The 11551-nt window shown below is 69.0% G+C and carries 14 protein-coding genes; 13 read left to right on the forward strand and 1 reads right to left on the reverse strand.

The features are described 5' to 3' along the window. The 8 genes from VGT00_18800 to VGT00_18835 form a co-directional block, all read left to right on the forward strand. Window positions 1-801 (forward strand): putative oxidoreductase C-terminal domain-containing protein (locus tag VGT00_18800; GenBank protein HEV8533480.1); only part of this gene is annotated, 801 nt, incomplete at its 5' end. Beyond that, window positions 770-1282 (forward strand): GNAT family N-acetyltransferase, encoded by a 513-nt coding sequence (locus tag VGT00_18805; GenBank protein ID HEV8533481.1) that lies wholly within the window; start codon window positions 770-772, stop codon window positions 1280-1282. The genes VGT00_18800 and VGT00_18805, both read left to right, overlap by 32 nt. A 114-nt stretch (window positions 1283-1396) precedes the next feature. Beyond that, entirely contained in the window at window positions 1397-2389 is a 993-nt protein-coding gene (locus tag VGT00_18810; protein HEV8533482.1) for an SDR family oxidoreductase, read from the forward strand. Then, window positions 2386-2868, forward strand: coding sequence for a hypothetical protein (locus VGT00_18815; protein ID HEV8533483.1), 483 nt, complete (start codon window positions 2386-2388; stop codon window positions 2866-2868). The genes VGT00_18810 and VGT00_18815 overlap by 4 nt, the downstream gene beginning before the upstream one ends. A gap of 266 nt (window positions 2869-3134) precedes the next feature. Beyond that, window positions 3135-4271 (forward strand): ABC transporter substrate-binding protein, encoded by a 1137-nt coding sequence (locus tag VGT00_18820; protein ID HEV8533484.1) that lies wholly within the window; start codon window positions 3135-3137, stop codon window positions 4269-4271. Next, window positions 4268-5167: a sugar ABC transporter permease gene (locus VGT00_18825; protein HEV8533485.1), complete on the forward strand. Its 900-nt coding sequence runs from the start codon at window positions 4268-4270 to the stop codon at window positions 5165-5167. The genes VGT00_18820 and VGT00_18825 overlap by 4 nt, the downstream gene beginning before the upstream one ends. 41 nt (window positions 5168-5208) lie before the next feature. After that, on the forward strand, window positions 5209-5994 hold the full coding sequence (locus tag VGT00_18830; protein ID HEV8533486.1) for a carbohydrate ABC transporter permease: 786 nt from the start codon (window positions 5209-5211) through the stop codon (window positions 5992-5994). Window positions 5995-6235: 241 nt separating this feature from the next. Next, the gene (locus VGT00_18835; GenBank protein ID HEV8533487.1) at window positions 6236-7054 is read left to right on the forward strand and encodes a class II aldolase/adducin family protein; all 819 of its coding nucleotides are present in this window, start codon (window positions 6236-6238) and stop codon (window positions 7052-7054) included. A 59-nt stretch (window positions 7055-7113) separates the two neighbouring features. On the opposite strand, the gene VGT00_18840 is transcribed toward VGT00_18835, so the two are convergent. Then, window positions 7114-8796: an amidohydrolase family protein gene (locus VGT00_18840; protein HEV8533488.1), complete on the reverse strand. Its 1683-nt coding sequence runs from the start codon at window positions 8794-8796 to the stop codon at window positions 7114-7116. Window positions 8797-8848: 52 nt separating this feature from the next. Here VGT00_18840 and VGT00_18845 point away from each other — a divergent pair, with 52 nt between their 5' ends. The 5 genes from VGT00_18845 to VGT00_18865 form a co-directional block, all read left to right on the forward strand. After that, a complete protein-coding gene (locus VGT00_18845; GenBank protein ID HEV8533489.1) occupies window positions 8849-9106 on the forward strand; it encodes a helix-turn-helix transcriptional regulator in 258 nt (85 codons plus the stop codon). Between the two features lie 86 nt (window positions 9107-9192). After that, window positions 9193-9456: a hypothetical protein gene (locus VGT00_18850; GenBank protein HEV8533490.1), complete on the forward strand. Its 264-nt coding sequence runs from the start codon at window positions 9193-9195 to the stop codon at window positions 9454-9456. A gap of 63 nt (window positions 9457-9519) precedes the next feature. Beyond that, window positions 9520-10296 carry an ATP-binding cassette domain-containing protein gene (locus VGT00_18855; GenBank protein HEV8533491.1) on the forward strand — a complete coding sequence of 259 codons (777 nt, stop codon included), beginning with the start codon at window positions 9520-9522 and terminating at the stop codon, window positions 10294-10296. After that, entirely contained in the window at window positions 10293-11087 is a 795-nt protein-coding gene (gene fetB / locus VGT00_18860) for an iron export ABC transporter permease subunit FetB (GenBank protein ID HEV8533492.1), read from the forward strand. The genes VGT00_18855 and fetB overlap by 4 nt, the downstream gene beginning before the upstream one ends. Before the next feature lie 172 nt (window positions 11088-11259). Next, window positions 11260-11551: cyclase family protein (locus tag VGT00_18865; GenBank protein HEV8533493.1), on the forward strand; the 292-nt coding region annotated here is incomplete at its 3' end.

Consider the following 11551-nt stretch of genomic DNA (forward strand, 5'->3'; position numbering starts at 1 on the left):
ATCGAGATCTCGAGCGTCCACCACCTGGAGAAGACGGTCAATGGCGTGCCGCTTCGTCGACCGGAATGGTACTTCGACGTCCGGGTCCAGGGCGATGGGATCGCGGATATCCCCACGCACATGGTCGATCAGGTCCAGCGCTTGGTGGCGGCGACCTCGCCGGGCGTCGCCGCGCCGGCCACGCTCGAGCTGCTCGCCGCGCGCCGCTGGGCCACGCGGGTGCCGCGCTCTCTCTTCGCGCGTGTGACGGGCAGGTCGGACTTTCCCCCCGAGCTCCATGACGTCGTGGCGGGCTCAGAGCTGTCGTACTTCGGCAATGCCGAGCTGTCGTTCCGCCTCGGCGCCGTCACCGCGGCTCTCTACTCGCGATGGGATCTCTCCCAGCCGCCCGGCGGCGGAGACATCCACCGCTCCGTCGTCCGTGGCAACCGAGCGGAGATCCGGGTCGAGCAGCACGCGGGGACTCGCTTCCGGCGCCGGCTCTCGGTCATTCCACGTCGCGAGGCGGACCGGGTCAAGGCCGCTCTCGAGCGCGCCGTCCTCGCGTGGCAAGACGCGCATCCGGGCCTGGCCGTCGCCGAGTCCGGCTCCGGCTGGGAGATTCGCGTGCCCCGCCGGCTCGCCTCGGGGCACGAGAGCCACTTCCCCCTGGTGCTGGCCGACTTCCTCGCCCTGGTCGAGCGCGGCCACCCGCCTCCTGACCTCGCGCCCGACACTCTCGCCAAGTACACGCTGCTCGCCAGCGCCGGGGTCGAAGCGCGAAAGACCCATGAGCCTGAAAGTCCGACGGATTCGAGCTGACGAGGGCCTGCGGCTGCGCGCCCTGCGCCTTCACGCCCTGGCTGACGCCCCGACGGCGTTTGGCTCGACACTGGCCCGTGAGGAGGCATTCCCCGAGCACGTCTGGCATGAGAGAGCGGCGGGCGGGGCGGCGGGGGGTGATCGCGTGACCTTCATCGCAGAGCAGGACGGCCGGTGGGTAGGCTTGGCGACCGGGCTTGGGGACGATCCAGACGGCTCAGAGAAGTCAGGCCCGGTGCTCGTAGGCATGTTCGTCGACCGCGCGGAGCGCAGACGCGGGGTCGGCCTCGCGCTCGTCGAGGGTGTGGCCGCCTGGGCGCGGACGCGTGGAGCTGCTAGCTTCTTCCTCTGGGTCACGTCTGGCAATGAGCCCGCCATCGCGCTCTACCGCAGGTGCGGCTTCCGACCTACGGGTAAGACGAGACCCGTCGTGCACACGCCCACCATCGCGGAGCTGCAGATGGTACGCGACCTGACGTAGCGCCCCCCTGCCCGCTTTGATCTGAGCCCTCAGGTCGCTTATAGTTCTCGCCGTGTCGGCGGTCGGGGCATTCAGTCCCGCCGCCATCAATCACGTCTCTGAACAGGAGTGACCATGGCACTGCTCGACGGAAAGACGGCACTGGTAACGGGAGCTGGCCGAGGCATCGGCCGGGGGATAGCGATGGCGCTGGCCGCGGCCGGAGCCAAGGTCGTCGTCAACGATCTCGGCACGGGACTCGACGGCGAGGGCGTGGGCACGGGCCCGGCGGCCCAGGTCGTCGACGAGATCAAGAAGCTGGGGGGCACCGCCGCGGCCAATTTCGGCTCCGTGGCCGACTACCAGCAGGCGACGGAGATGGTGGAGCAGGTGGTCAAGACCTGGGGCCGCATCGACATCCTGGTCAACGTCGCGGGTATCCTGCGCGATCGCATGATCTTCAACATGAGCAAAGACGAGTGGGCCGCGGTCCTGGCCGTGCACCTGGACGGCACCTTCTATTGCACGCGCGCCGCCTCCATCGCCATGCGCGAGCAGAAGGCCGGCCGCATCATCAGCATGTCGTCGGTGTCGGCGCTGGGCGCGCCCGGACAGCCCAACTACGCGGCGGCCAAGGCGGGCATCATCGGGCTGACGTGGTCGACGGCGAACGCGATGGCGAAGTACAACGTGACGGCCAATGCCATCATGCCGAGCGGTGCCACGCGCATGATCGACTCGACGCCGAGAGGCCGCAAGGTCTTCGAGGAGACGGGCAAGTGGCCGAGCGAGCAGGCCGTGGGTACCGAGCGCGACCCGGACAATGTCGCCCCCCTCGCGGTGTTCCTGGCCAGCGATGCCGCCGCGCGCGTCAACGGGCAGGTCTTCCACTCCTTCGGCTATGGCTACGCCCTCATGGCCCCGCCCCAGCCGATTCGCCGGCTCGAGGCCGATCGCCGAATCGATCCCGAAGAGCTGGTCAAGCTCTTCCCGGAGACGCTCGGCCGCGACCTGCAGGAGCCGATCGGCACCAATTTCGGCAGGGGCCTGGAGGAGCGGCCCAAGGCCGAGTGGAAGACGCTTCCCGGAGGTATGCGCTTCTGGCAATCGCCCGCGGATCGGCGGTGAGGACCGTCCTCCTCGTCTGTCACGCCAATACCTGTCGCAGCGTGATGGCCCAGGTCCTGCTCGAAAGGATGCTGGATGAGCGCGACGCGCGCGGGCGCGTGCTCGTGCGCTCGGGCGGGATCGCCAACCACGCGCGCGACGGCATGATCCCGTCGCTCGACGCGCGCATCGTGCTGCGCGAGGAGGGGATTCATCTCGGCGAGGACACGATCATTTCGACGGATCTGCGGCGCCACCGCGAGGTGATTGCCGAAGCCCACCTGATCGTGACCATGACCGAGCAGCAGAAGGAGATGCTGGCCGGCTACGAGGAAGCGCACGGGCGGCCGATCTTCACGCTCAAGGAGCTCGCAGGCGAGGAAGGCGACATCAACGATCCGTTCCAGCAGGGCGAGGACCGCTACCGCGCCTGTCGAGACGAGATCAAGCGCTGCCTCACCAAGAGCGTCGATCGCCTCCTCGCCACCCTCTCAGGATGACCTCTTCATCCCTCTCCCCCGGGCGAGAGACTTCTTGAATCCCTCTCCCCCATCGGGGGAGAGGGCCGCAGTTCGAGCTGAGCGGCGCAGCCGGGAGGCGAGGGCTGAGTAGATCAGGGGGCCGTACGATCACGCAGACGCTCCTCTTTCTCGCCGCATGCCTCCTCGCGCTGCTCGGCTGCACCAGCCCGCCCGACACCAGGGGCCCCCTCACCCTCGTCCTCAAGCACGCCAAGATCCTCGGCCCCGTCGATCCCATTCCTCGCCTGCTCGCTGAATTCGAAGCAGCGCATCCCGGCATCCGGGTCAAGGCCGAGGTGCTGCCCTGGACCTCGGACGAGCAGCGCCAGTTCCTGGTCATCAATCTCGAGGGCGGACAGCCGGGCTTCGACGTCATGATGCTCGACTGCATTTGGGTGCCCGAGTTCGCCCGGGCCGGCTGGATTCTCGATCTTACCCCCGGCATCACACCCGACGAGCTGGCGGCCCATTTCCCCTCGGCCGTCGAGGCCGGCACCTATCGCGGCCGGACCTGGGCGCTGCCGTGGATCATGAACGTGGGGCTGCTCTACTACCGGAGCGATCTGCTGGGCCGCTACGGCTTCCGGCCGCCCGCGACCTATGTCGAGATGCTCGAGCAGATCCGCGTGATCCGCGCCGGCGAGAAGAACCGGAAGCTCGAGGGCTATCTCTGGCAGGGCAAACAGTACGAGGGGCTGGTGGTCAATGTGCTCGAAGGGCTGTGGGCGGACGGCACCACGCTCGTGGGTGAAGACGGCCGCATCTTCCCCGATCCCGAGCGCGCGGAGCAAGTCTTGCGCTTCATGCGCATGCTCATCGACACGGGGGCGAGCCCCGGCTGGGTGACCGCGGGCGACGAGGAGGTCACGCGGCGGGCCTTCGGCAACGGCGAGGCCGTCTTCCTCAGGAGCTGGCCCTATGCCGTCGACATGTTCGAGAAGCCCGGCTCGCCGGTGCGGGGCAAGGTGGGCCTCGCCCCGCTGCCGAGTCATGAAGCCGGCCGGCGCGCGCCGGGCTCGACGGGCGGGGCGCACCTCGCGATCACGCGGCAGACCCTCCACCCCGCCGAGGCGCTGGAGCTGGCGCGCTTTCTCACCAGCCCGCGAGCGCAGCGGGCGATGACGGCGAGCGGCGCCACCAAGCCCACACGTATGGCGCTCTACCACGAGCCGGAGCTCGTGCGGGCTTCGCCCAACCTCCCGCGCATCCACGACCTGACCCTGGCGGGCCGTACCCGGCCGGTCACGCCGTACTACGTGATGATGTCGACCACGCTCCAGCCCGAGCTGTCGGCCGCGCTTGTCAAGGTCAAGACGCCGGCACGGAGCGTAGCCGACGCGCGCCGCCGGCTCGACTTCTTCCTTCGGGATCTCCAGGAATGAGCCCGGGCGGGCCGGCCGCCACCGTCATGCGAAGCGAGCGGCGCGCGCCGGGGCAGGGCCTGCTTCTCGTCGCGCCGGCGCTCCTCGCCCTGGGCGCGCTCACCCTTTATCCTACCCTCTGGGTCGGCTGGCTCTCGCTTCAGCGTCGCATCCCGATCTTCGGAGTCGAGCGCTTCGAGGGTCTCGGCAACTACATTTTCCTGGCCACGGACCCGCGATTCTGGAAGGCCGCCCAGGTCACCCTGGTGTTCACGGTAGCCTCGGTGGCGCTCGAGCTGGTCGGGGGCGTCCTGGTCGCTCTCGCGCTGCGCGGCCAGCGGGCGGGCGCGCGGGTCGGTCTCTCGTTCCTGCTCCTGGCCTGGGCCCTGCCGTCGGTGGTGACGGCCAAGCTCTTTGAATGGCTCTACAACCCGGCCGCGGGTCTCGTGAATTTCCTGCTGGGTGGCGTCGCGCTGAACTGGCTGGGCGATCCGAGGCTCGCCCTGCCCGGGCTCATTCTGGCCGACGTGTGGCGCACGCTGCCCTTCGTCACCGTACTCTGCTACGCACGCCTCCTCGCCATCCCCGTCGAGCTCTACGAGGCGGCCCAGATGGACGGGGCGGGCGCCGTGGCGACCTTCACGCGCATCACCTTGCCGCTCCTTCGCCGCATCCTGCTCATCGCCGTCCTCTTCCGGACCCTGGATGCGCTCCGGTCCTTCGATTTGATGTTCGTCCTCACGGGCGGCGGCCCGGCGGGCACCACCGAGACGCTCACCGTGTACGCGTACCGAAGTCTCTTCCAGGCCGTCCAGCTCGGGCTCGGCTCCGCCGTCGGCGTGGTCGTCTTCGCGCTCGTGATGCTGGTGGCCTGGGGATATCTGCGCGCGCTCCGCCACGAAGGGCTCGCGGCGTGATGGCGCGGGCCGGCCTGCCACGGTCTCTGCGAGACTGGGCTGTGCTCCTGGCCCTCCTGGCCTACGCGACGCCGTTCTTCTGGCAAATCCTCACGTCGCTGAAGCCCGAGGCCGAGCTCATGGTCCTGCCGCCGCTCTTCCCGAGCCGACTCACGTGGGAGCACTACCGGGTCGTCCTCGGGCAGAGCGTGATGCTCCGCGCCCTCATCAATAGCCTCGGCGTCGGCATCATCACCACCGTGCTCGCCCTTGGCTTGGGAATCTTCGGCGCCTACGGCATCGCGCGCTATCCGATCCCGGGCAAGGCGCTGCTCCTCCTCCTCATCGTCGGAGGCACCGCGTTTCCGCAGATCGCCACGGTGAGCCCGCTCTATCTCTTGATGCGCGCGCTGTCGCTGCGCGATACGTGGCTGGCCCTCATCCTGGCCAATACCTCCTTCGCCCTGCCGCTCGTCATCTGGCTCCTCACGGGTTTTCTCCAGGAGATCCCCGTCGGGCTCGAGGAGGCCGCCTCCGTGGACGGCGCGAGCCGCCCGCGCGCCTTCCGCTGGATCGTGCTGCCGCTCCTGGCTCCCGGCCTCGCCTCCGCCGCCCTCCTGACTTTTCTCTTCTCCTGGAACGAGTTCCTGTTTGCCTACACGTTCACCGCCACCGAGGCCAGCCGCACCGTCCCCGTGGCGCTCGCGCTCTTCCCCGGGGTCTTCGAGGTGCCCTGGGGCGATATCGCCGCGGCCTCCATCCTCGCCAGCATCCCGCCCGTCGCCCTCGTGGTCGGCCTGCAGCGCTACCTCGTCCGCGGCCTCCTCACCGGCGCGCTGAGGGAATAAAGGGAGGCCGCGGGCCCGTCCCCCTCGTCTTACTCAGCCCTCGCCTCGTCGCCCGAGGCGGGCGTCTCGGCTCGAACTGCGGCCCTCTCCTCCACTGGGGGAGAGGGATCGAGAATGCAGCGGCTTCGTTCGCCTTGATCCCTCTCCCCCATCGGGGGAGAGGGTAGGGTAAGGGGGCAAATGGCGCCCGAGTCGTTTATAGTCGGGGCGTGGCGCAGCGATTTTCGACAGGGAGGTACGCGTGGAGCTCTTCACCCGACGTCATGTCCTGCTCGGCGTCTCCTGCGCGCTCGTCGCGCTCGCGGGAGTGAGAGACGTGCTTGCCCAGACACCGCCCGCCACGGCGGGCCCGGTCGATCCGAAGCTCATCGAAGATTTGGTCGCCGCCAACCGCATCCTGGTCGATCAGGGCGTGGTCGATGGCTACGGTCACGTGAGCGTGCGTCACGAGAAGGCCGCGGACCGCTATCTGATGTCGCGCTCCATCGCGCCGGAGCTGGTGACGGCGGCCGACATCATGGAGTATGACCTCGACAGCACGCCCGTCGATCCGCAAGGCCGCACGAGCTATCTGGAGCGCTTCATCCACGGCGAGATCTACCGGGCGCGGCCCGACGTGCGCGCCATCGTCCACAACCATTCGCCATCCGTCATCCCCTTCGGCGTCACCGCGGCGCCGCTGCGTCCGCTCTATCACATGAGCGCCTTTCTCTCGGCCGGCGTGCCCGTCTTCGACATCCGCCAGGCCAGCGGCGGCATGACGGACATGCTGGTGCGCAACGCGGCGCTCGGTCAGGCTCTGGCCCGCACGCTGGGGACGCGGCCCGTGGCGCTCATGCGCGGACACGGGGCCGTGGTCGTGGGCGCGAGCCTGCCCTTGGTCGTCTTCCGCAGCGTGTACACCGAGGTCAACGCGCGCCTCCAGGCCCAGGCCATGGCGCTTGGCGGCGGCCAGGTCACCTACCTTGATCCCGAGGAGGCGCGCCAGGCCGAGGCTTCGGTGGCGGGGACGGTCAGCCGGCCCTGGGAGCTCTGGAAGCGGAAGGCTCTTACCCGCTGAGCTGAGCCGTCATAATCTGGGGTGTCATGTTGAGACAGCCCGGGTTACCTCAAGGTGGCTCAGGGCCGCCGCGGCGCGCGGAGCACCCGGCCGGGAAGGGCACCGGTGTGCTGGCCATGATCGAAGACGGGCTCGCCGCCCACGATCACGTGCTCGATGCCCTCCGCACGCTGAACGCGGCGCGGCGAGCCGCTTGGGCCGTCGCGGGTGATCTCGTCCTCCTTGACGCCGATCCGGGCGAGATCGAACACCATGAGGTCGGCCACCATGCCTTCGCGCACGAGGCCCCGGTCGCTCAAGCCCATGATGCGCGCGGGCTGGAAGGTGAAGCGGCGGATGGCGTCCTCGAGAGTGAGGAGCTGCCGCTCGCGCACCCACTCGCCCAGCACATAGCTCGACTCACCGGCGGTGCAGAAGTTCGTGTTGAGATGCGCGCCCGCGTCGGTCTGGGACGGGATGGCGTGGCCGGTCTTCACGTACTCCGCCAGCTCGACGTCCACCGCCGGTGAGCGCGACTGGAGGAAGAACTCGGTCTCGAGCCTCTCCTCGACGGCCAGGTCCAGCATCACATCGGCCACGTGCTTGCCCATGGCCTGGGCCAGGTCGGCGATCGTGCGTCCCTCCAGCGCGCGGTTCTTGTCGAGGACGGCCTTGCTGACGATGATCGCGTCCCACTTGATGAACCGTCCGAGCACGCCGGGCCGGCGGCGCTGCCGCTGCGTGGCTGCCTCGCGCAGCTGCGGGCGCTTCTCGGGATTGGCGAAGAGCGCCATGCGCTCCTCGAAGGGCGTGGCCATGGCGACGTCCCACACGTCGAGATTGGCGAAATAGGTGGTCTTCTTGAGCGTGAAGCGCGGATTGAAGGGAATGACACGGAGCAGGTTGTAGAGCTGCGCGCCCTGCTGCGTCGCCCCTTCCACGTAGCTCCGCGCGCTGGCGTCGAAGCCGAGGAAGAACACGGGCCGGCCGCTGGCCTGCGCGACCTCGAAGAGATGTTGCCGGTCAGCCTCGTCGGGCCGCCCGGCGCCGGGGGGAAGGATCTCAATGACGCCCCGGTTGAACTCACCGAGGGTGCGGCCCAGAGCGATGCGCTCGTCGTGGGCGGCGAGCCGTGAGGGCACCGGTTGCCCCTGCGGCCCGGCGTGCGTCGGCGACACCGTCGTGCTCCAGCCCCACGCGCCCTCCTCGAGCGCCCCGCGCAGGAGAGCCTGCATGGCCGCGATCTCATCGGGCGTGGCCGCGCGGTCCCAGGCCTCGCCGTCCATGACGCTCAGGCGCAGCGGGTTGTGGCCGACGAGGGGCATGATGTTGACGCCGAGCCCGATGTCGATGGCCTGCAGGAACTCGTCGAAGCTCTGCCATGTCCAGGGCAGCACCGCGCTCAGCGAGCTCATGGGGAGATCCTCGACGCAGCAGAAGGTGGCCAGCATTGTCTCCCGGTGCTCGGGGCGCAGCGGGGCGAGCGTCAGCCCGCAGTTGCCGGTGAGGACCGTGGTCACCCCGTGCCAGACGGAGGATGTGCAGAGCCGATCCCAGAAAGGCTGGACGTCGTAGTGCGTGTGGAGGTCGATGATGCCGGGGGCGACGAAGAGCCCCTCAGCGTCGATGGTCCTCCGTGCCGGCCCCCGGATACGGCCGATTTCCGCGATCCGGCCGTCCGTGACCCCGATGTCGGCCCGATAGCGCGAAAAGCCGGACCCGTCGACGACCATCCCGTTCCTGATGATGAGGTCGTAAGGCATGTCACCCTCCCCCGCTGAGATCAGAGCTCTGCGCAGAACTCTATCACTCCTGGTGGCGGTGAAGGAGGTCGCGCTCGTCCTCGAAGAGGAACGGAAGACCGTCGACTGCGGGGCGCTCCAGCGGTTCGGGCTGACCCCGCGAGAGGCCGAGGTTCTTCACTGGGTGACAGAAGGCAAGACGAACCGAAGGATCGGGGTCATTCTCCACGCCACTCCACGCACGGTCGACAAACACCTCGAGCGGATCTATGCCAAGCTTCGGGTCAACACGCGCATGGCCGCCGCCGTTTACGCCCGGACTCACGCGTGATGAGCCCCGCCCAAGGAAGTGCGGAGCGCAGGGGCATCCTGTGATAGAAATGCCTCCACAGGGGCAGAGTCCCCGGGGAGGATCCGATGGGGAAGGTCGCGACGGCCACGCTCCTGGCGTGGACCCTCTGGTGGACGCAGGAGCAGGTGGGCGAGCCCGAGAAGTACCGGCTCCTCAGCACGCTCCGCCCGCTGTCCGTGCACGACAACCAGACCGCGTGCGAGGCGGCGGCGGAGAAGGCGCGCGTGTCGCAGGCCGACCTCTATAGCCAGTCCCTCGCGTCGTTCGGCTGGAAGAAATTCCCGAGCTACATGCAGCGCAGCAACACCTTCACCTGCAAGTCCGCCTGACCGGATCCGATCCCCCGAGTCGCGCCGCCGGCGCTATGCGGTCGTGAGCGGCGGAGCGCCCACATGGACAAGCCGGCGCGGGACCCCATCTTCCAGGCCGATCGTCTCTCGCTGGCCCATCCCGCCGGCCGTGGCCAGTCGGCCGCGGCCATCCTCCACGACATCTCGCTCGAGGTGGAGCGGGGCGGCGCCCTCGCCCTGGTCGGTCCCTCCGGTTCCGGCAAGTCCACGCTGCTCCGCTGCCTCAATCGCCTCGCCGAGCCCACGGGCGGCACGGTGCGCTTCAACGGCCGCGACATCCGCTCGCTTGATCCGCGAGAGCTCAGGCGCCGCGCCGCGCTGGTCATGCAGACGCCGGTGCTCTTCGAGGGAACGGTGCGCGAGAATCTCCGGCTCCGGTCGGCGGGAGCAGAAGACGACTTCTCCGAGGAGCGTCTCGTGGCCAGCCTGGCCGACGTCGGGCTCGATCCGGGAGTACTCGATCGCGACGCCTCCACGCTGTCCGGCGGCGAGAAGCAGCGGGTCACCATCGCGCGCGCCATCCTCCGGAACCCCGAGGCCCTCCTGCTCGACGAGCCCACTTCCGCGCTCGATCCGCCGAACGCCACGCTCGTCATCGAAACGGTCTCGCGGCTGCGGGAGGCCCGCCGCCTCAGCATCGTGGCCGTGACACACCAACCGGATTTCGTGCTGCGGCTGGGCGGCACGCTCGTCTACCTGGTCAAGGGCCGCGTGGAAGCCTCGGCATCGCTGGACGGCCCCTCGCCCGTCCTCGGCGATCCGCGGCTCCAGGCCTTCCTGGCCGGCGAGCTGCCCTCGGCGCCGTCCGAGCCCCGATGAGCGCTCCGGCATCCGTCATCGACCTGTCGTACTGGCAGGTCGGCGTGGCCCTCGTCTTGGTCGCGGTGGTCATCGCGATCTCGATCCGGCAGTCGCTGGGACTCGAGCGCGATCTCCTCCTCGGCAGTCTGCGGACGATCGTCCAGCTCTACGCGGTCGGCCTCATCCTGGCCGCCGTATTCGCGGCGGCCCGCTGGTACTGGGTGCTGTTGATGCTGGTCGCCATGACGGCCGTGGCCACTCAGGCTGCCGTGTCTCGGCTTAGAAAGCCGATCCCCGGACGCCATGGAATCGCCGGGCTCGCTCTGACTCTCTCGACGGCCGCGATTCTCGCCTACGTGATCGGCGTCGTGGTCCAGGTGCGTCCATGGTATGAGCCCCAGTACGTGATTCCGCTGGCGGGCATGATCCTGGGCAATGCCATGACGGCGGCGGCGCTGGCGGGCGACCGGCTGCAGAGCGATCTCCGAGCGCGCGCCGATGAGGTCGAGGCCATGCTCTCCCTCGGCTTCTCTGGGCGCGAGGCCGTGCCGCCGCTGGTCCGGGCCGCCCTGCGCGCCGCCATGATCCCGACGGTCAACGGCATGATGACGGTGGGCGTGGTCCAGCTCCCGGGCATGATGACGGGGCAGATCCTGGCCGGCTCCTCGCCGCTGGTCGCCATCGAGTACCAGATCGTCGTAGTATTCATGCTCGCGGCGGGGACGGCGATGGCCTCGCTGATCTTCGTCCGCCTGGCCGTGGGGCGGTATCTCACGCCCGCCCACCAGCTCAGGCGTTACATGCTCTAGTGCGGACTACTCGTGAACATGTTTTCTCAACGGCGGCCCCCTCACCCTGCCCTCTCCCCCGACGCGGGGGGAGAGGGATGAGAATAGGCTCCTGATTCTTCGCTTTGATCCCTCTCCCCCATTGGGGGAGAGGGCAGGGTGAGGGGTACGTCACCGGACCTGGAGGAACACGATGCCCAAGAAGCCGCTCCCCACCGAACAGGAAGTGCGCTCCTATATCCGCGACCGCCGCAACTGGGGCCGCTGGGGCAAGGACGACCAGCGCGGCGCTATCAACCTGATCACGCCCGCCAAGCGGGCGGCGGCGGCGCGTCTCGTGAAGACCGGGCGCTCCATCTCGCTGAGCCGGCCCTTCCCCAAGGACCCGGGCATGAACAACGCGCTGCCCGCGCAGCACTACATGCGCACGCACGCGCGCGGCAAGGGCGCCTTCGCGGCCGACTACTACGGCATCTACTACCACG

This window comes from Candidatus Methylomirabilota bacterium (assembly GCA_036002485.1).
In the GTDB taxonomy this organism is placed as follows: domain Bacteria; phylum Methylomirabilota; class Methylomirabilia; order Rokubacteriales; family CSP1-6; genus AR37.